Here is an 18,929-nt window from a genome sequence, read left to right on the forward strand (position 1 = left end):
TGCCGCCTGCGTGCGCTTTTCTGTGGCGCGGACCTGTCCAACTCGATTACCGTTCTTACTGTGAAACGCGCGCGAATTCAAAGGCCATATGCCCCGGAATCGCGCATCTGTGAGAGGGATGCGGCGATGACGGAACCTGTGGCGATGGCCGAGTTGTGGCGCGGTGGGATGCTGGAAAGCGTTCATGCCGGCCATGCCGTGATCTGCGGGCCGGGCGGCCAGATCGTGCAGGCCTGGGGCGATCCGACGGCCGTGATCTTCCCCCGGTCGTCGTGCAAGATGCTCCAAGCGCTGCCCCTGGTGGAATCAGGCGCCGCCGAGGCCTTCGGCCTGACCGAGGCGCAATTGGCGCTGGCCTGCGCCAGTCATTCGGGATCGTCGCAGCACGTGCGGATGGTCGAACGCTGGCTGGCCGATCTGGGCACGGACCATCACGCTCTGCGCTGCGGCAGCCACATGCCCGGCGACACCGCCGAACGCGACCGCCTGATCCGCGCCGAGGAGGAGCCCTGCCCCCTGCACAACAACTGTTCGGGCAAGCATGCGGGCTTTCTGACCCTGAACCACCATCTGGGCGGCGACAGCGAGTATGTGGAGATCGACCATCCCGTGCAGCGCGCCGTAAAGGCCGTGTTCGAGGACGTGACCGAGGAAACCTCCACCGGCGTCGGGATCGACGGCTGTTCGGCCCCGAACTTCACCACCTCGGTGCAGGGGCTGGCCCGCGCGATGGCCTTCTTCGCCGAGGCGCGGGAGGGCGGGAACGCGCGCGAACGGGCGGCCCACCAGCTGACCCGCGCGATGGCCGCCCATCCCGATCTGATCGCGGGCGAAGGGCGGGCCGACACCGAACTGATGCGCGCCATGGACGGCGTGGCCATGAAGGTCGGGGCCGAGGCGGTCTATGTCGCCATCCTGCCCGAACAGCGTCTGGGCGTGGCGCTGAAGATCACCGATGGCAGCGTCCGCGCGGCCGAGGCGGCGATCGCCCGCCTCCTCGTGAAGCTGGGGGTTCTGGACTACGAACATCCTGCGACGCGCAAGCGGCTGGACACGGTGCAGACGAACTGGCGCGGTCTGGAAACCGGCGTCTTCCGCACGTCGGCGGGCTTTGGCGCTTGAAACCGGGCACGGGCGTCGCAACATGTGAAGGATGGACGCCCCGATACCGTTTTCGCCGCACATCCCCGATCAGGTCAGCTTCGACCGAAGGGAACTGAACACCATCCTTTCGGTCTATGGCCGCATGGTGGCGATGGGCGAATGGCGCGACTACGGCATCTCCTCGTTGCGGGAACTGGCCGTGTTCTCGGTCTTCCGGCGCACGGCGGAACATCCCCTTTACCGGATCGAGAAGCGTCCGAAGATGCGCCAGCGTCAGGGCATGTATTCGGTCGTGGGGATGGACGGCCAGATCCTGCGCCGGGGGCACGATCTGGCGCAGGTGCTGCGGGTGCTGGAAAAGAAGACGATCCGCGTGATCGACTAGGACCCGTTGACTAGGGCCGGCGGCGCGCCACCAGCGGGAAGCCCGCGGCGGCGATGCGCGCGATGGCGGCCTCCGTCTCCTCGATCACGACGGACATAAAGGCGCCGGTCGCGTGGATGATGCGGCGTTCGTCCATGGCCATCGCCACATGGCCCTTCCAGAACAGAAGATCGCCCCGTTGCAGCGGGCCCTCCACATCCACGCCTAGGGCCTGCTGCTGGTCGCTGTCGCCGGGGCAGGGCCGCCCGCAGGCCAGCTGCGAGATCTGGACAAGGCCCGAGCAGTCGATCCCGTCGCGGCTGTTCCCGCCCCACAGATAAGGCGTTCCAAGGAAACGTTCGGCCACCGCCACCGGATCGGCCATCCATTCGCCCAAGGGGCGCAGATGGGCGGCCCAGATGAAGCCCTTGGTGGTTTCCGCCCAACCGTCCTGTTCGCCCAGAACCGTCAGGCGGGCGCCCATGGTCAGGGATTCGATGGCGCGGGCACGCACCTTCGGTTCGGGGTAAAGATGGCTGGCGGGAAAGGCGAGCCAGTGCGTCTGCGGCAGGGCCGGTTCCAGCGCGGTGGCGGGCAGCCAGCCGCAATATCCGTCCTTTTCCGACATCCCGAAGGCGAAATGGCTGTCGCGGTCGATGACGGTGAAGCCGTCGCCCATTGCAAGCTGCCGCTCGCGTGCGCCCTGCGGCGCGGCCAGAAGATCGACCAGCGCAACGGACACCTGCCGCGCCTCCCCCTTCGTGAAGCGGGGGGCGTCGACAATGCCTTTCAGCGATTCATGCGCGACGGCGCGGGTGGCGGGGGTGCTGCGGCGGTCCATGTCAGAACCCCAGAAGGTCGGGCAGCGCCTGAAGGATGGCGCGCGCGCCCTGACCCACGCCGCCCTTGGGGCGCCCGGGCGCGTCGGCGGGCTGGTGGCCGTAGATGTCGAAATGCACGTAACGGTCGCCCGCGAAGCGGCGCAGGAACAGGGCGGCCGTGATGGCCCCCGCCATGCCGCCCGCGGGCGCGTTGTCGAGATCGGCAATGCCGGGTTCGATCATCGCCTCGTACGGTTCCCAGAAGGGCAGGCGCCAGACGGGGTCGCGCACCTGCGCCGCGGCCTTGTCCAGCGCTGCCGCCACGGTCCCATCATCGGTGAAATAGGGCGCGAGGTCCGGCCCCACGGCCACCCGCGCCGCCCCCGTCAGCGTCGCCATGGAGATGGTGAGATCGGCCCCCTCCTCGGCCGCGTAGGCCAGCGCGTCGGCCAGTACCAGCCGCCCTTCAGCGTCGGTGTTGTTCACCTCCACCGTCAGGCCCTTGCGCGAGGAAAGGATGTCCTTGGGCCGGAACGCGCGTCCCGAAACCGCATTCTCCACCGCCGGGATCAGCACGCGCAGACGGATCGGCAGGTTCAGCGCCATGATCGCATGCGCCAGCCCCAGCACGGTGGCCGCGCCGCCCATGTCCTTCTTCATCAGCAGCATGGAGGCCGAGGGCTTGATGTCCAGCCCGCCCGTGTCAAAGCAAACCCCCTTGCCCACCAGCGTCAGCGCAGGCCCGTCCGAGCCCCAGCGCAGGTCCAGAAGGCGGGGCGCGCGGTCGGACCCGTGGCCCACCGCGTGGATCATGGGAAAGCCGGTGCGCAGATCCTCACCCTTGGTGACGGCCAGCGTGGCGCCGTGGCGTTCCGCCAACGCAGCGGTCGCGGCCTCCAACTCGGCGGGGCCCATGTCGGCGGCGGGGGTGTTGATCAGGTCGCGGGTCAGCCATTCGCCTTCGGCCAAGGCCGCCAGCCGGTGTGATCCAGCGGGCAGCTTCAGGCGCGCGCCCGTGCCCGGCTGGGCGCGGTAGCGGTCGAAGCGGTAGGCGCCCAGCAGGAAGGCGAGAACGGCCTCGTCCCGTTCGGCGTCCGTCAGGTCGCCGTCCAGATGCCAGTCTCCTTCGGGCAGGCGGGCGGCGGCGGCCACGGCAAACCGGGTGCGGGCGCGCTGGGCGGGCGTCCCCTGACCGATCACGGCCGCCACGGGCGCCCCGTCGGGACCCGGCAGAAGGCGCAGATCCCCCGGGGCGGCGGCAAAGCCGGTGCCGCGCAGCCATGCGCCGACAGGGGCGGGCTGGCGGGACAGCCACGCCTCCAGCCCTTCGGGGGCGACGATGAATAGGGGGCGCGTGGTGGCGTCGGTGGCGGACAAGGGCAGGGTCATGGGCAGGCTCCGGACGGTCGTAGCGGGCAAAGCCTAGTCGCTTGGACCGCAGCCGCAACCCCCCAAGCGCGCCCGGCAGGCCGGCCCCCTGCGACACCGCGTGCCGGTTTCGTGACGCGAACGGTGTTCCCACCTGCGGCGTTCCGTGCAAAAATCATGGTGTTATCCAAAGGACTTGGCGCCCGAAGACGCGCAGAAAAGGAGAATCGATGAAGGAATCCCGTCCCCTTCCGCATTACCTGATCCAACGTTACCACGGCTGGCGCGCCACCACCTATGCCGCCAACCGCGCCTGGTACCGCCGCCTGGCCGGGGAAGGCCAGCACCCGCGCGCCATGGTCATCGCCTGCTGCGACAGCCGCGTGGACGTGGCCCAGATCTTCGGCGCCGACTCGGGCGAGCTGTTCATCCACCGCAACGTCGCGAACCTCGTGCCGCCCTATGATCCCGACGGCGATTATCACGGCACCTCGGCCGCGATCGAATACGCGGTGACGGCGCTGAAGGTGGCGCATCTGGTCGTGCTGGGCCATTCCAGCTGCGGCGGCGTGAAGGGCTGCCACGACATGTGCGAAGGCCGCGCGCCGGAGCTGGAGGCCTCCACCTCGTTCGTGGGGCGTTGGATGGACATCCTGAAGCCGGGCTACGAACGCGTGAAGGAAGCCCAGCCCGCCGACCCCCTGCGCGCGCTGGAGAACGAGGCCGTGCTGACCAGCCTTGCCAACCTGATGACCTTCCCCTTCATCCGCGAGGCGGTGTCCGAGGGCGTGCTGAGCCTGCACGGCTGCTGGAACGACATCGGCGAAGGCGGGCTGGAGCATTACGACTGGCGCGAACGGGCGTTCACGCCGGTCTGATCAGCGTGACATGTCCGCCGTCAGGCGGGCGCGCAGCCTGTTCTTGTCCCCGGTGATCATGCCGGGGACAAGAAACAGGTCCACCACCCACCAGATCAGCACGATCCCCGACGTGATGCCCACCGTCACGACGCCCAGCAGCATCAGCACCAGCATCGCCAGCCCCGTTTTCAGGCGGCCCAGATAGAAGCGGTGCACCCCGAAGGTGCCCAGGAAAAACCACAGAAGATAGGCGGCCGCCGTCGATTTCGCCTCGTTCGTGACGCGTTGTTCGATCAGGATCTGTTGTTGCGTGTCCAGCATGGTCGGCCTCCGGGGATGCGGGTTGGTCCGTGTTTCTGGACGCGGCCGCGGCGCGGCGCAATGAAAAAGGCGCCCCGCAGGGCGCCCCTTCCTCAGCCCTTCTTTAGGCAGCGCTTGCCCAGCACTTCGGCGATCTGCACCGCGTTCAGGGCCGCGCCCTTGCGCAGGTTGTCCGACACGCACCACAGGTTCAGGCCGTTGTCGATCGTCGAATCCTGACGGATGCGCGAGATGTAGGTCGCGTATTCGCCCACGCATTCGATCGGCGTGACGTAGCCGCCGGCCTCGCGCTTGTCGACGACCAGGATGCCCGGCGCCTCGCGCAGGATGTCGCGGGCCTCATGCTCGTCCAGGAAATCCTCGAACTCGATGTTGATGGATTCCGAATGGCCGACGAAGACGGGCACGCGCACGCAGGTGGCCGTCACGCGGATGTCCTTGTCGAGGATCTTCTTGGTTTCCGCGACCATCTTCCATTCTTCCTTGGTCGAACCATCGTCCAGGAAGACGTCGATGTGCGGGATCACGTTGAACGCGATCTGCTTGGAGAACTTGGACGGCGCCACTTCCTGACCGGGAACGTAAAGGCCCTTGGTCTGGTCCCACAACTCGTCGATGCCTTCTTTGCCCGCGCCCGACACGGACTGGTAGGTGGACACGACGACCCGCTTGATCTTCGCGCGGTCGTGCAGCGGCTTCAGCGCCACGACCATCTGCGCGGTGGAGCAGTTGGGGTTCGCGATGATCATCTTCTTGGTGTAGCCGTCGACCGCTTCGGCGTTCACCTCTGGCACGACCAGCGGCACGGCCGGGTCGTAGCGGTAGAGCGAGGAGTTGTCGATCACGACGCAGCCCGCCGCGGCGGCCTTGGGCGCGTAGGTCTTCGTGGCCTCGGAGCCCACGGCGAACAGCGCGATGTCCCAGCCCGTGAAGTCGAAGGTGTCGAGGTCCTTGGTCTTCAGTGTCTTTTCGCCGAAGCTGACCTCGGTTCCAATGGACTTGCGCGACGCCAGCGCCACGATCTCGTCAATCGGAAACTCGCGCTCGGCGAGGATGTTCAGCATTTCGCGACCCACGTTGCCCGTGGCACCCGCGACGACGACCCTGTAGCCCACGATGGACCTCCTTTTCGTCTGAGAGGGGCGTGCCCCTTCGGCCGAAGGGACGCGTTCCCTTACCCCGAAGGCCCTGCGGTTGAAAGGATTATCCGTGAGGATGCAGGACAAATCGCGAATCTTGCGCGATCAGGTCATGGACCCACGCCGCCTCGGTGGCAAAGTCGTGGGGCAGCCGGTCGGCCGTGCGATGGCCGGACAGCGACAGGGTGGCGAAGAAATCAAATCCGTAAAGGTCAATCCGGGCGGCGCGGGACCGGGCCAGAAGGTCGATCATCATCGCCCCCGTGGTGGGCGGGGCGCTCAGCCGGTCCTGCAGCGCCGCGTAATCCGTCAACGGATGCAGGTAGAAGCCGGGGCTGCGCGCAGTGGCGCAAGACAGCCGCTTGCGCTTGTGCGACATCCACAGGATGCGCCGGGGATGGATGCGCTCCAACTCCTCCCGATCCAGGCTGGTGGCCAAAGCCAGCATGTCCGTGCGCGTGCCATGGGACAGGGCGCCGGGCATGGGCGCACGGTTGATGCGGATCACCACCTCGGCCGCGTCGATGGCCGCACCATGGGTGGCGTTCGCCAGCCCGCGGGCATTGCCGACCAGCGCCACGCGGCGGCCGACGACGTCGTCCAGCACCTCCTGCTGCGGCACCGACAGCGATTCGAGCGCGCGTTCGTCGCGCATCTGGCGGGCGATGAAGAAGCGGAGGCGGTTCATGCCAGCATCCGTCGGTAGAGGGAGATCAGGGCCTCCGCCTCATCCTCGATCCGGAAGGCACTGTCCACCCGGATACGAGCAGCGCGGGCCATGGCATCGCGAAGGGCGGGATCGTCCAGCACCGGCGCAAGGGCGGCGGCCAGGGCGGGCACATCGTCGGGGGGCACCAGTGTGCCGCTCTCGGGGCTCAGCAGCTCCTCGAACGCGCCAGTGCGGGTGGCGACCACGGGCACACCGCAGGCCATCGCTTCCAGCGGGGTCAGCCCGAAGCCTTCCCACCGTTGGGGGGCCACATACAGATCCAGCGCGCCGTACCAGTCGGGCATTCGGTCCACCGTCACCTCGGGCAGGAACAGGATGCGCTCGGCCAGACCGGCCGCCGCCACGCGCGCCTTCAGATCGGCCAGGAAGGGCTGGTCCTTCTCCACCGCCCGCCCCATGACCACGGCCGTGACCCTCGGCCGCGTCGGCAGCAGGTCGATCATCGTCGCGACGAAGTTGTCCGTCCCCTTGGACGGCCGGATGCGCCCGTAGCAGCCCACCAGCACCCCCGGCGGCAAGCCCAACCGGGCGCGCAGGGTGTCGCGGTCCGCAGGTGGCGCAAATGTCTCCGTATCGATCCCGTGCAGGATAACCTCGGCCTCCCGCTCCAGATAGGCGGCCCCCTTGGCCGAGGTGGCGACCACCCGGTCCATCCGTTCGATCAGCCACTTCGTCCACCCCGTGTGCCGCCGCTGCGAGGCGGAGGTGAACAAAAGCCGGTAGCGCCGTCGCAGCCCGTGCACCAGGATCAGGCCCAGCAGCATTTCCGTGTTGCGCCGGGCATGCCAGACGCGCCAGCGGTCGCGGGGCAGGGTGGCCGCCCGCCACAACGGAATGTGCGGCACCCCCGCCGGCAGGCCGGGCCCCGTGGCCACGATGCCAATCCGGCGTGCCTGCACCGGAACAAGGCGGGCGATGGTGGCGGTAACGCCGGACAGGCGCCGCTTCAGGTTGGGGGCAACGACAAGGATCTCCATGCCCCGCATCCTATGCAAGGCGGGGCGCGTTGAACAGGTCGCTTCCCCTTCACCCCGCATCTGCTAGCTATGGGGCGGCAACAGGAAGGAAGCCTCATGCGGGATTGGTGGCGCGGCTCGGTGACGTATCAGATCTATCCCCGGTCCTTTCAGGATTCGAACGGGGACGGGATCGGGGACCTTCCGGGCATCACGCGGCGGCTGCCGCATGTGGCAAGCCTTGGGGTGGACGCGATCTGGCTGTCGCCCTTCTTCCCCTCGCCCATGCTGGACATGGGATACGACGTGTCCGACTATAGCGACGTCGATCCGCAGTTCGGCACGCTGGCCGAACTCGACACGCTTCTGCGCACCGCGCACGACCTGGGGCTGAAGGTCATCATCGACCAGGTCATCAGCCATTGCGCCAGCACCCATCCGCTGTTCATCGAAAGCCGCCGCGACCGCACGAACAGCAAGGCCGACTGGTTCATCTGGGCCGATCCGAAGCCCGACGGCGGGCCGCCCAACAACTGGCTGGCGATCTTCGGCGGCCCGGCCTGGACCTGGGACGCCGGCCGCCGCCAGTACTACATGCACAACTTCCTGGCCGAACAGCCGACCTTCAACTTCCACAATCCGGCGGTGCAGGACTATTTCCTGGATGTGCTGCGCTTCTGGCTGGACCGCGGGGTGGACGGCTTCCGGCTGGACACCGTGAACTACTACTTCCACGACCCGAAGCTGCGGTCGAACCCCGCGCTGCCCTTCGACCGTCCACCCATCAACCCCTATGACATGCAGGACCAGATCTACACCAAGTCCCGGCCGGAAAACATCGCCTGGCTAGAACGGATGCGCGCGCTGACCGACCAGTATCCCGATCGCATGATGATCGGAGAGGTGGGCGACGCCCTCCGCGGCATTCCCCTGATGGGCCAGTACACCAAGGGCGAAAAGCGCCTCCACATGGCCTACAGCTTCGAGATGCTGGACGACCGCTTCTCGGCCCACTTCTTCCGTTCCACGGTGGAGCGGTTCTTCGAAGGCGCGCCCGACGGCTGGCCCTGCTGGGCGTTTTCCAACCACGACGTGCCGCGCCACGCCGGGCGCTGGTCCGACCATGGCCGCCCCGCCGACGTGGCGCGGCTGTCGGCGGCGATTCTCGCCTCCCTCGAAGGGTCCGTGTGTCTTTATCAGGGGGAGGAGCTGGGCCAGACCGACACGGAGCTGGAGTATCGCGAGCTGACCGACCCCAAGGGCCTGCGCTTCTGGCCCGACGAAAAAGGCCGGGACGGCTGCCGCACCCCAATGGTCTGGGACGGCACAGCGCAGGGCGGCTTTTCCACCGGCACGCCCTGGCTTCCGGTGAAGCCGCCGCAGGCCGCCCGCAACGCCGCCGGGCAGGAGGGGCAGGCGGATTCGGTCCTGAGCGCCTATCGCGACATCTTCGCCTTCCGGAAGGGGCACAAGCTGCTGCGGCGCGGGCGGACGCGGTTCTTCGACCTGCCCGAACCGATCCTCGCGTTCACCCGCTGGCTGGGCGGGGACCATCTGCTGTGCGTCTTCAACCTGGGCCCCGCCCCGGTGGCGCTGACCCTGACGGGGGCCGAGGGCACGCTGGGGCCGGGCCATGACGCCGTTCTAGACGTGAACGAGCTGCGTCTGGGCCCGAACGGCTATGCCTGGCTGTCGGTGGGCAAGGATGTGACCGTCGCGCCGGCCTGAGCGCCGCAGCCGTGTCCGTCCGTTACGCAGATCAGCGTGCCGGTCGGCGCGACGCGGACGAGCCTCATCCCGCCGCTCCGGTCGTCCCCCACCTCATGAATACGGTTGATGCGGCCGAGGTTCAGGCGCGGTGATAGGGTGCGCCGGACAGGATGGAGGCCGCGCGATACAGCTGTTCGGTCAGCATGACCCGCACCAGCATGTGCGGCCAGACCATCTGGCCGAAGGACAGGGCGAAATCGGCAAGGTTGCGGAAGGCGGGCGCCAACCCGTCCGCGCCACCGATGACAAAGGCCACGTCCTGCCGCCCGCCGTCGCGCCAGCGCGCCAACTGATCCGCGAAATCCGGGCTGGACAGCGTGCGGCCGCGTTCGTCCATCACGCAGACCAGCGCGCCGGACGGCACGGCGCGGGCCAGAAGCTCGGCCTCCGCCTCCATCCCGCCATTCTTGCGGTCCTCCACCTCGTGAACGCTCAACGGGCCAAGGCTCAGCGCCCGGCCCGTGCGGTCGAAACGGGTGGTGTAGTCGTCGACAAGGTCACGCTCGGGGCCCTGCCGGAGTCGGCCCACCGCGCACAGATGCACCCGCATCAGATCAGCGGGGATTGCTGGTCCGAAGGAAGCCACATCTTTTCAAGCTGGTAGAACTCGCGCACCTCGGGACGGAAGACGTGGACGATGACGTCGCCCGTGTCGATCAGCACCCAGTCGCCGGTGTCCTTGCCTTCAACCTTGGAAATGCGGCCGAAGTCCTGCTTGACGCTGTCCATCAGCTTTTCCGCGATGGACGCCACCTGGCGCGACGAGCGGCCCGAGCAGATGACCATGTAGTCGGCCATGTCGGAACGTCCGCGCAGGTCGATCTGCACGACCTCTTCGGCCTTGTCGTCGTCCAGCGATTGCAGGACGCGGGCCAGGATTGCCTCGCTTTGCGAGGTGTCGGGGGAAGCCGCGTTCATGTCAGGGCGCGGCCCGACCGGCAGACCGGTCGATGGATCGGAATGAGACAGGACATCGTCCTCCAGCTGTCGCGCGCGGGACAACCCGCGCAAATCCCGTTCATGTTAACATCAAGGGCCCGCAACCTCAACGGGCGGTTCGGGGGCGGAGCAGGGACGGTTCAGGAGGCGGGGCAGGGGCGCAGGTCAGGAAGGATCGTGCGCAGTTTCTCGGGGCCCATCTCCTGTGTCGCGGTGCTGCCGAAACCGGGGCGGTAGAGGCGATAGGATATGCGTTCCTGCCCACCTGTTCCGGCGTTCCGACAAAGAGGGAGACGCGGGACGAACGACGGCACCTGTCCATGCCGATCCCAGAAATCCATGGCGCGGGACTGGGATTCGGCGTCCCGGACGATGAACCGGTAGGTGATCCTGCTTCCATCAGCTTGGCTGCGGGTCAGGATCAGGGGGATCTCCTCTTCCTGAGAACGCCGTGCGGGCCTTTCCTTGCTGAAATTTCGAAAGTCGACGGTCGCGTCAGGCCGGTAGAGGCCAAGGCCGGGGGTCAACGTGACGTCCAGCTGGATGCCGCCCAGCGCCGCGCCCTGGTCCACCCGCGTGCCTTCCGCCCACGCCGCCACCGGCAGGCAAACCAACAGCGCCCGCAACAACCACGTCATAACCCGTGCCCTTTCGAAAACCTTGCCTGCCGCGACAGTGCTGGTATGATATACACCATGCAAGGGTTCATCTATTTCAACATCACCGACCATGCCCGCCTTCCGGCGCGGTTCCACGGTGCCACCCGGAACGTCCTCGCGCGGCTTTGACGCGGCGGGATGCCTCGCGCATCCCAGACGCCGCTGATCCTTTCCTTCAAAGCCATCCGCATCACAGGACGAGCCATGACCGCTCCGCACACCCCCCGCACCCTTTACGACAAGATCTGGGACGACCACGTGATCCAGCAGGACGCCGACGGCACCTGCCTGCTGTATATCGACCGCCATCTGGTGCACGAGGTGACCAGCCCGCAGGCCTTCGAGGGGCTGCGCATGACGGGCCGCAAGGTCCACGCCCCCGACAAGACCATCGCCGTGCCGGACCACAACGTGCCGACCACGACGGGCCGCGAAACGCATATCGAGAACGAGGAGGGGCGCATCCAGGTCGCCGCCCTCGACACCAACGCGCGGGCGTCGGGCGTGCACTATTATCCGATCGACGACATCCGTCAGGGCATCGTGCACATCGTCGGCCCCGAACAGGGCTGGACCCTGCCGGGCATGACCGTGGTCTGCGGCGACAGCCACACGGCGACGCATGGCGCCTTCGGCGCGCTCGCCCACGGCATCGGCACGTCGGAGGTGGAGCATGTGCTGGCCACCCAGACGCTGATCCAGAAGAAATCGAAGAACATGAAGGTGGAGATCACCGGCTCGCTCCCTCCGGGCGTGACGGCGAAGGACATCACCCTGACCGTGATCGGGCTGACCGGCACGGCGGGCGGCAACGGCCATGTCATCGAATATTGCGGGCAGGCGATCCGCGAACTGTCGATGGAAGGCCGCATGACCGTCTGCAACATGGCGATCGAGGGTGGGGCGCGTGCGGGCCTCGTGGCACCCGACGAGACGACCTTCGCCTATTGCAAGGGCCGCCCCAACGCGCCGAAGGGCGAACAATGGGACGCGGCCGTCGCCTACTGGAAGACGCTGTTCTCCGATGAAGGCGCGCATTACGACAAGGTCGTCACCATCCGGGCCGAGGACATCGCCCCCGTGGTCACCTGGGGCACCAGTCCCGAGGATGTGCTGCCGATCACCGGCGTGGTGCCCGAACCCGCCAGCTTCGCGGGCGGCAAGGTCGCGGCGGCGCAGCGCTCGCTCGACTACATGGGTCTGACGGCGGGCACGAAGCTGGACGAGATCGCGATCAACACGGTCTTCATCGGGTCCTGCACCAACGGCCGGATCGAGGATCTGCGGGCGGCGGCCGAGGTTCTGCGGGGCCGCAAGGTGAAGGACGGCATCCGTGCGATGGTCGTGCCGGGCTCGGGCCTCGTGCGCGCGCAGGCCGAGGCCGAGGGGATCGCGCAGGTCTTCCTCGATGCGGGATTCGAGTGGCGTCTGGCGGGATGCTCCATGTGCCTCGGGATGAACGACGACCAGCTGTCGCCGGGCGACCGCTGCGCCGCCACCTCCAACCGCAACTTTGAGGGCCGTCAGGGCCGGGGCGGGCGCACCCACCTGATGTCGCCCGCCATGGCGGCGGCGGCGGCCGTCACGGGCCGTCTGACCGACGTGCGCGAACTGGTGCGGGAGGCCGTGTGATGGACAAGTTCACCCAACTGACGGGCGTCGCCGCTCCCATGCCGCTGGTCAACATCGACACGGACATGATCATCCCCAAGCAGTTCCTGAAGACCATCCAGCGGTCGGGCCTTGGCAAGAACCTGTTCGACGAACTGCGCTATGACGCGCAGGGCAACGAGAACCCGGACTTCGTGCTGAACCAGCCCGCGTATCGCAACGCCGAGATCATCATCGCGGGCGACAATTTTGGCTGCGGATCCTCGCGCGAGCATGCCCCTTGGGCGCTCCTTGATTTCGGGGTGCGCTGCGTGATCTCCACCTCCTTTGCCGACATCTTCTTCAACAACTGCTTCAAGAACGGCATCCTGCCCATCGTGATGCCGCAAGAGGTGGTGGACGTGCTGATGGAGGACGCGACCCGCGGCGCCAACGCCCGCATCACCGTGGATCTGGAGCGGGAGGTGGTCACCACCTCCGACGGGAAGGAGTTCACCTTTTCCATCGACCCGTTCCGCCGCCACTGCCTTCTGAACGGGTTGGACGACATCGGCCTGACGATGGAAAAGGCCCCCGCGATTCAGGGGTTCGAGGCGAAGATGGCCACCGCGCGCCCTTGGATTTAACGCGCCGTTAACCGTGATCTGCGAAGCCCGGTGCCATGCGCGCCGGGCTTTTCCTTGTTCTTCTTCTGACGCCGCTGGCGGCGATGGCCGATCCGGTGCGGGTCGCCACCTTCCACACCGACCTGTCGGCCAAGGGGCCGGGCCTGATGCTGCGCGACATCCTGCGGGGCGACGCGGCGGGCGCGGTGGCGGCGGTGGACGCCACGCGGGCCGACATCCTTGTGCTTCAGGATGTGGATTACGACCTGCACGGCGTGGGGCTGAGCGCCTTCGCGGACCTTCTGGCCACCGACTACCCCTTCCGCCTTGCCTTGCGCCCGAACACGGGGATGGGCACCGGGCTGGATCTGGACGGCGACGGGCGACTGGGCGGCGCGGCGGACGCGCAGGGCTTCGGCTTCTTTTCGGGCGATGGCGGGATGGCGGTTCTGTCGCGCTTTCCCATTCTGGCCGACCAGATGCGCGACTTCTCGGCCATGCTCTGGGCCGATCTGCCAGACGCCTTGCTGTTCGAGGGGATGGGCGAGGAGGCCCGCGCCGTGCAGCGCCTGTCCTCCGTCGGGCATTGGGAGGTGCCGGTGCAATTGCCCTCGGGCGCCGTGCTGCGGCTTTTGACCTTTCACGCCACGACCCCGGTCTTCGACGGGCCCGAGGATCGCAACGGCCGCCGCAACGCGGACGAGATCGCGTTCTGGCCTGCCCTGATCGACGGCCGGCTGCCCTTCGCCCCGACGCAGGGGCCGTGGGTGCTTCTGGGCAGCGCCAACGCCGATCCGCAGGCCGGCGACGGGCGGCGCGACGCGATCGCGGCGCTTCTGGCCCATCCCGCCCTGACCGACCCGCTGCCCGGCACCGTCACCGCCGAGTACCCGCAGACCGGTCCCCTGCGGCTGGATTACGTGCTGCCGCAGGCCGGCATTGCCGTCACGGGCACGGGCGTGGGGGAAGGTGTCCCGCACCGTCCGGTGTGGGTCGATCTGGATCTCTAGTTGTCGGAAACGCGGAAGCCGCCCGGGATCGCATCGCGCCCGTCCAGCACCAGATCGACCATGACCTGCGCCACCTTGGGCGCCATGCCGAAGCCGATCTTGAAGCCGCCATTGGCGATGAAATGCCCCGGACGGTCGGGCCAAGGCCCCAGCATCGGGGCGCGCGATTTCGGCCGCGGCCGCAGCCCGGCCCAGCGTTCCACCACGGGTGCTGCGGCCAGAACCGGCACCGCCGCGACCGCCTTGGCGTGCAGGGCGTCCAGTTGCGCGTCGGTCGACAGGTCCTGCGTGTCCCGTTCGGTCGTGGAGCCGATGGCCACGGTGCCGTCGGCATGGGGGATGATGTGCAGCCCATCCACGAACAGCTGCGGCATGTCCCGCGCGTCATGCCGCAGCACCAGCGCCTGCCCTTTGACCCCGGTGCCGATGTTGCGGCCCAAGGCCCGCGACAGGTCCGCCAGCCCCGCCGCGCCCGTGGCCCAGACGACAGGCGCGCCCTGCGCTTCCGGCCCTATGGTGCCGCCCTTCACGCGGACCGCCTCTGCCAGCGCCGCCAGCGCCATGCGGGGATGGATGCGGCCGGACAGCGTGTCCACGATCAAGAGGCCGGTGGGAGAGGGCGGTTCCCACCCGCCCTGCGCCGGGCGCACGCGCCACTGGGCGCGGCCTTGCCACAAGGTCGCGGCCTCCAGCCCCCGCGCCTCGGCCATCGCCACCGCGGCGGCGTCGGCCAAAGGTTGCAGGCGGCCGGTGCGGGCGTGGCCGGAAGGCAGGCCCGACGCCTCCTCCACCCCGCGCCAGAAGGTGTCGGCCATCAGCAGGCTGTCGAGCTGGAACGCCTTCTTGGGGTTCCAGTTCTCCGGCACATGCGGCGCCAGCGCCCCCACCACCCCGCCCGAGGATCCGGCCCCCACGCCGTGCGGATCGACGACGGCCACGCGCGCGCCGCGGCGCGCCGCCTCCCATGCGATGGACAGGCCGAAGATTCCGGCGCCGTGGATGATCAGGTCGGGTGTCATGCGCCTTTCCATACGGGATGCGGACCCCGACCGCCAGAACGGGTGTTGCGCTTGGCGCGGGGCAAGAGCATGGAGGGGGCGACGGAGATTCCCATGCAGGCAGAGCTTGATTGGCGGGACGGGGCGATTCCGGTCTCTTCCCGCTTCGACGATCCCTACTTCTCGCTCACGGGCGGGCTGTCGGAAACGCGGCACGTGTTTCTGGACGGAAACAACCTCCCCGCGCGCTTCCGCGACGGGTTCCACATCGCGGAACTGGGCTTCGGCACGGGGCTGAACCTTCTGGCGGCCCTGATCGCATGGCGGGCCGCCGGGGCGGCGGGCCAACTGCACTTCACCTCGTTCGAAGCGTTTCCGATGGCCGCGCCCGACATGGCCCGCGCCCTGTCCGCCTTCCCCGAGGTGGCGGGGGTCGCCGCCCCGATCCTTGCGCAATACGCCAATGGCGCCCGCCACATCCGCCTGCCGGATCTGGAGGCGCGGATCGTGATCGGCGACGCGCGCGACACGCTGCCCACCTGGGACGGGGCCGCGGACGCCTGGTTCCTTGACGGCTTTTCCCCGGCCAAGAACCCCGAGATGTGGGCGGACGACCTGCTGGCCCAAGTGGGCGCCCACACGGCGCCGGACGGAACCTTCGCCACCTACACCGCGGCCGGCCACGTGCGCCGGGCGCTTCAGGCCGCCGGGTTCGCGGTGGAACGCCGCGCGGGATTCGGAACGAAACGGCACATGACGGTCGGGCACCGGCCGAAGGAGACGCAATGACCGAGGCCAACACCCGCAAGGGCATCGCCTTCATGATCGCGGCGACGATGATCTTTTCCCTGCAGGACGCCCTGTCCCGCCATCTGGGGGAAACGAACAACGTCTTTGTCATCGTCATGATCCGCTACTGGGTCTTCGCCGCCTTCGTGGTGGCGCTGGCCTTGCGATCCTCGGGCGGGCTGCGGCGGATGCTGCGGCCGCGCTATCCGCTGATCCAGGGGCTGCGCGGCGTGCTTCTGGTGGCCGAGATCTGCGTCATGGTCGTGGCCTTCGTGAAGTTGGGGCTGGTGGGCACCCACGCCATCTTCACCTGCTTCCCGCTCTTGGTGGCGGCGCTGTCGGGGCCGGTCCTGGGCGAATATGTCGGCTGGCGGCGCTGGCTGGCGGTGGCCGTGGGCTGCGTCGGCGTCTTCGTCATCCTGCAGCCGGGGTCGGGGGTGCTGTCGGTCTGGTCGGTCCTGCCCTTCGCCGCCGCCCTGATGTTCGCGCTCTACGGCCTTCTGACCCGCTTCGTCGCAGCCGAGGATGGGGCCGAGGTCAGCTTCTTCTGGGCGGGCATCGCGGGGGCGGCCGCGATCACCGTGCTGGGCCTGTGGTTCTGGGAACCCCTCAGCGCCGGAAGCGGGCCGTGGATGGCCGCGTTGGCCTGCTCGGGCATCCTGGGCCACTGGTGCATGATCCGCGCCTACGACTTCGCCGAGGCGAGCGCCGTGCAGCCCTTTTCCTTCCTGCAACTGGTCTGGGTGACGATCATCGGCGTCGCCTTTCTGGGCGAGGCCTTGACCCCCAACATCGTCATCGGTGCCTTCATCGTCGTGGCCGCCGGCCTCTTCACCCTGTGGCGGGCCGAGAAGAAGGGCGAGAAGCCTACCCCCGTAACTCGTCCGTGACGCGGACGGGCACGGGCACCCCGGCCAGCCGCGCGCGGTAGATCACCAGTGATTCGACGACCCGCTGCACATAGCTGCGGGTTTCGGCATAAGGGATGTCCTCCACCCAATCCACCACGTCCACGGCCGGATCGCGCGGATCGCCCATGGCCGCGATCCACTGGCGCGGCCGCCCCGGCCCGGCATTGTAGCCCGAAGCCACCAGGGACACGGCGGGCCCGAACTCCTCGATCATCTGGGCAAGGTAGGTGGAGCCGAGGCGCACGTTGAACGCGGGATCGGCCGTCAGCCGCGCCGTGCTGAAATCCGCACCCAGCCCGTTGGCCAGCTTCTTCGCGGTTTCGGGCATCACCTGCATCAGGCCCCGCGCGCCTGCGGGGCTGACCACCGCCGGGTCGAATTCGCTTTCCCGGCGCGAGATGGCGAGCGCGAAGGCCCGCGTCACCGGCAGCCCGTCCGGCACGAGGTCGGGGATGGGGTAATAGGCGGCGGGCAGGATGATCCCGCGCCCGGCCCCCATCTTGGCCAGGTTCAGCGCGATGTTCGGCTGGTCGATGGCCAGCGCCATGTCCGACAGCTGCGCCAGCCCCGTTGCGTCCTGCGATTCGGCCAGATGCAGGATAAAGCGGCGGCCCTGCTGAAAATCCCCCGCCTCCAGCAGTAGGCGCGCGGCCTGCATCACCGATCCGGTCATGAACGGGGCCGTGCGCCAGTCGGGCGTGGCGTTGCCCGCCAGAAGAAGGGGGTCGGTCTTCAGCCCCAGCCGTTCGGCCGCCAGAAGCCCGTAATAGGCCGAGGAATGGGTGGCCGCCTTCTGGAACGTCGCCATCGCGGCGTCGTACTGGCCCATCGCCTCCTGCGCGCGGCCCTGCCAATACAGCGCACGCGACAGGCTGATCGCGGTGCCCACGCCCTGTTCCAGATGGCGGAAATGCTCCAGCGCGTCGGCGGGGCGGTTCAGGCGGCGCAGGGCGATGTGGCCGGCCAGAAACTCCAGATCCGCGAAGTCCCCGCCTTCCGTCAACCCATGCGAGGACGCGAGGCGATAAGCGAGCTCCGGATCCGTCTCCTCGAACTCCCGCACCAGATAGATGCGGCGGGGGGCCCACATGTCCGGGTGCCCCAGCGCGTCGGGGCTGTGGGACAGGATCAGCTCCGCCGCGTCCGGGTAAAGCCCCTTGCGCATCCGCCACGCGAATCGCTCATAGGCAAGGCCCGGCTGGTCGGCCAGCTGGGCGGGCACGGCGGCGATCAGCTCGTTCACGCCGCTTTCGTCGGCCCGCAGGGCGATGCGGGCCCGGACCAGCGCCTGCCAGCCGGCCGACAGGCGAGGGATCATCCGCTCCGCCTCGGCCCGCCGGCCGTCCCACAACAGCCGGTCGGTGCGGGGGATGTCCTCTCCGGCGATGGGGACGGGATACATGCGCGACAGCTCGTCCTGTTCGTCGGCCGACAGGGACAGGTTCCGCCAGGCGCGCAACGCTTCGGCCTGCGCTTCGGGGGCGCGGTCCAGCGCCAGATAGGCGCGCGACAGGGCGATCGCGCCCTTGGCCGTCTGCGGCGCCTGCGCGGCGAAATACGCAAGGATGCGGTCGGCGTCGCCCGACACCGCAATCTCCGCCTCGCCCTTCTGGCGCAGCAGGGCAAGGCCCGGCCAGTCGGGGCGGCGGGCCAGGAACGCTTCGTAGTCGCGGGCCTTGCCCTCGCCCTCGCGCAGGCGCTGCCATTCGATGATGTCGCGGGCCACGTCGCTTTGCACGGCGTTGCGCGCGCCCGCCCAGTCGTGCCGGGCCGACAGTTGCAGGGCCGTCTGCAATCCGTCCGCCCATGCGGGGACGGGAAGCATCAGGCAGGCGGACAGAAGAAGGGCTTTCATGCCGCGCATCCTGCCAAAGGGCGGCCCCCGGGGCAACACACGACCGCGCCAGCTTGGCAAAGGCCGCGGCGCGGCGTAAGGAAGTCGCGTTTCACAGCGGGCGAATCCGCACCAAAGGG

The 18,929-nt window shown here is 68.4% G+C and carries 20 protein-coding genes; 9 read left to right on the forward strand and 11 right to left on the reverse strand.

From position 1 onward, the window contains the following. Positions 1-126: 126 nt before the first annotated feature. Both PIJ50_RS09945 and PIJ50_RS09950 read left to right on the forward strand, forming a co-directional pair. Complete coding sequence (locus tag PIJ50_RS09945) at positions 127-1,122, forward strand: asparaginase (protein ID WP_271974874.1); 996 nt, start codon at positions 127-129, stop codon at positions 1,120-1,122. Positions 1,123-1,153: 31 nt separating this feature from the next. After that, entirely contained in the window at positions 1,154-1,489 is a 336-nt protein-coding gene (locus tag PIJ50_RS09950; RefSeq protein WP_271974875.1) for a DUF2794 domain-containing protein, read from the forward strand. A 10-nt stretch (positions 1,490-1,499) separates the two neighbouring features. On the opposite strand, the gene PIJ50_RS09955 is transcribed toward PIJ50_RS09950, so the two are convergent. Together PIJ50_RS09955 and PIJ50_RS09960 are read right to left on the reverse strand one after the other, a co-directional pair. After that, on the reverse strand, positions 1,500-2,309 hold the full coding sequence (locus tag PIJ50_RS09955; protein WP_271974877.1) for a C40 family peptidase: 810 nt from the start codon (positions 2,307-2,309) through the stop codon (positions 1,500-1,502). Position 2,310: 1 nt separating this feature from the next. After that, entirely contained in the window at positions 2,311-3,672 is a 1,362-nt protein-coding gene (locus PIJ50_RS09960) for a leucyl aminopeptidase family protein (RefSeq protein WP_510182078.1), read from the reverse strand. A gap of 215 nt (positions 3,673-3,887) precedes the next feature. Here PIJ50_RS09960 and PIJ50_RS09965 point away from each other — a divergent pair, with 215 nt between their 5' ends. Further along, complete coding sequence (locus PIJ50_RS09965) at positions 3,888-4,535, forward strand: carbonic anhydrase (RefSeq protein WP_271974881.1); 648 nt, start codon at positions 3,888-3,890, stop codon at positions 4,533-4,535. Here the strand turns inward: PIJ50_RS09965 and PIJ50_RS09970 are convergent, their stop codons facing one another. The 4 genes from PIJ50_RS09970 to PIJ50_RS09985 form a co-directional block, all read right to left on the reverse strand. Continuing rightward, positions 4,536-4,838 carry a TM2 domain-containing protein gene (locus PIJ50_RS09970; protein WP_271974882.1) on the reverse strand — a complete coding sequence of 101 codons (303 nt, stop codon included), beginning with the start codon at positions 4,836-4,838 and terminating at the stop codon, positions 4,536-4,538. It abuts the gene before it with no gap. A gap of 92 nt (positions 4,839-4,930) precedes the next feature. Next, positions 4,931-5,953 (reverse strand): aspartate-semialdehyde dehydrogenase, encoded by a 1,023-nt coding sequence (locus PIJ50_RS09975; RefSeq protein ID WP_271974883.1) that lies wholly within the window; start codon positions 5,951-5,953, stop codon positions 4,931-4,933. Between the two features lie 88 nt (positions 5,954-6,041). Continuing rightward, complete coding sequence (locus tag PIJ50_RS09980; protein WP_271974885.1) at positions 6,042-6,665, reverse strand: glycosyltransferase family 29 protein; 624 nt, start codon at positions 6,663-6,665, stop codon at positions 6,042-6,044. Continuing rightward, entirely contained in the window at positions 6,662-7,684 is a 1,023-nt protein-coding gene (locus PIJ50_RS09985; protein ID WP_271974887.1) for a glycosyltransferase family 4 protein, read from the reverse strand. The genes PIJ50_RS09980 and PIJ50_RS09985 overlap by 4 nt, the downstream gene beginning before the upstream one ends. Before the next feature lie 96 nt (positions 7,685-7,780). Between PIJ50_RS09985 and PIJ50_RS09990 the strand changes: the two genes are divergently transcribed. Then, positions 7,781-9,391 carry an alpha-glucosidase gene (locus PIJ50_RS09990; protein ID WP_271974889.1) on the forward strand — a complete coding sequence of 537 codons (1,611 nt, stop codon included), beginning with the start codon at positions 7,781-7,783 and terminating at the stop codon, positions 9,389-9,391. A gap of 121 nt (positions 9,392-9,512) precedes the next feature. Here PIJ50_RS09990 and rlmH read toward each other — a convergent pair whose 3' ends face one another. The 3 genes from rlmH to PIJ50_RS10005 all read right to left on the reverse strand — a co-directional run bounded on the left by rlmH (position 9,513) and on the right by PIJ50_RS10005 (position 11,010). Continuing rightward, on the reverse strand, positions 9,513-9,983 hold the full coding sequence (gene rlmH, locus PIJ50_RS09995; protein ID WP_271974890.1) for a 23S rRNA (pseudouridine(1915)-N(3))-methyltransferase RlmH: 471 nt from the start codon (positions 9,981-9,983) through the stop codon (positions 9,513-9,515). After that, the gene (gene rsfS, locus PIJ50_RS10000; protein WP_271974892.1) at positions 9,983-10,351 is read right to left on the reverse strand and encodes a ribosome silencing factor; all 369 of its coding nucleotides are present in this window, start codon (positions 10,349-10,351) and stop codon (positions 9,983-9,985) included. Before rsfS ends, rlmH begins: the two co-directional genes overlap by 1 nt. Before the next feature lie 161 nt (positions 10,352-10,512). Continuing rightward, positions 10,513-11,010 (reverse strand): hypothetical protein, encoded by a 498-nt coding sequence (locus PIJ50_RS10005; RefSeq protein ID WP_271974894.1) that lies wholly within the window; start codon positions 11,008-11,010, stop codon positions 10,513-10,515. Between the two features lie 225 nt (positions 11,011-11,235). On the opposite strand from PIJ50_RS10005, the gene leuC reads away from it, so the two are divergent. The 3 genes from leuC to PIJ50_RS10020 are packed head-to-tail and all read left to right on the forward strand — an operon-like array spanning position 11,236 to position 14,257. Then, positions 11,236-12,663: a 3-isopropylmalate dehydratase large subunit gene (gene leuC, locus PIJ50_RS10010; protein WP_271974896.1), complete on the forward strand. Its 1,428-nt coding sequence runs from the start codon at positions 11,236-11,238 to the stop codon at positions 12,661-12,663. After that, positions 12,663-13,268 carry a 3-isopropylmalate dehydratase small subunit gene (leuD, locus tag PIJ50_RS10015; protein WP_271974897.1) on the forward strand — a complete coding sequence of 202 codons (606 nt, stop codon included), beginning with the start codon at positions 12,663-12,665 and terminating at the stop codon, positions 13,266-13,268. The genes leuC and leuD overlap by 1 nt, the downstream gene beginning before the upstream one ends. 35 nt (positions 13,269-13,303) lie before the next feature. Continuing rightward, a complete protein-coding gene (locus PIJ50_RS10020) occupies positions 13,304-14,257 on the forward strand; it encodes an endonuclease/exonuclease/phosphatase family protein (RefSeq protein ID WP_271974899.1) in 954 nt (317 codons plus the stop codon). On the opposite strand, the gene PIJ50_RS10025 is transcribed toward PIJ50_RS10020, so the two are convergent. Continuing rightward, positions 14,254-15,276 carry an NAD(P)/FAD-dependent oxidoreductase gene (locus PIJ50_RS10025; protein ID WP_271974900.1) on the reverse strand — a complete coding sequence of 341 codons (1,023 nt, stop codon included), beginning with the start codon at positions 15,274-15,276 and terminating at the stop codon, positions 14,254-14,256. The two genes, PIJ50_RS10020 and PIJ50_RS10025, sit on opposite strands and share 4 nt — an antisense overlap. A 93-nt stretch (positions 15,277-15,369) precedes the next feature. Between PIJ50_RS10025 and mnmC2 the strand changes: the two genes are divergently transcribed. Together mnmC2 and PIJ50_RS10035 are read left to right on the forward strand one after the other, a co-directional pair. Then, entirely contained in the window at positions 15,370-16,044 is a 675-nt protein-coding gene (gene mnmC2 / locus PIJ50_RS10030; protein WP_271974902.1) for a tRNA (5-methylaminomethyl-2-thiouridine)(34)-methyltransferase MnmC2, read from the forward strand. Then, positions 16,041-16,934 carry a DMT family transporter gene (locus PIJ50_RS10035; RefSeq protein WP_271974904.1) on the forward strand — a complete coding sequence of 298 codons (894 nt, stop codon included), beginning with the start codon at positions 16,041-16,043 and terminating at the stop codon, positions 16,932-16,934. Before mnmC2 ends, PIJ50_RS10035 begins: the two co-directional genes overlap by 4 nt. Here PIJ50_RS10035 and PIJ50_RS10040 read toward each other — a convergent pair. Continuing rightward, positions 16,912-18,810, reverse strand: a complete 1,899-nt coding sequence (locus PIJ50_RS10040; RefSeq protein WP_271974906.1) for a lytic transglycosylase domain-containing protein — start codon at positions 18,808-18,810, stop codon at positions 16,912-16,914. The two genes, PIJ50_RS10035 and PIJ50_RS10040, sit on opposite strands and share 23 nt — an antisense overlap. Between the last annotated feature and the right edge of the window lie 119 nt (positions 18,811-18,929).

The sequence above is a fragment of the Falsirhodobacter sp. 20TX0035 genome (assembly GCF_028307215.1).
Taxonomy (GTDB): Bacteria; Pseudomonadota; Alphaproteobacteria; order Rhodobacterales; family Rhodobacteraceae; genus Falsirhodobacter.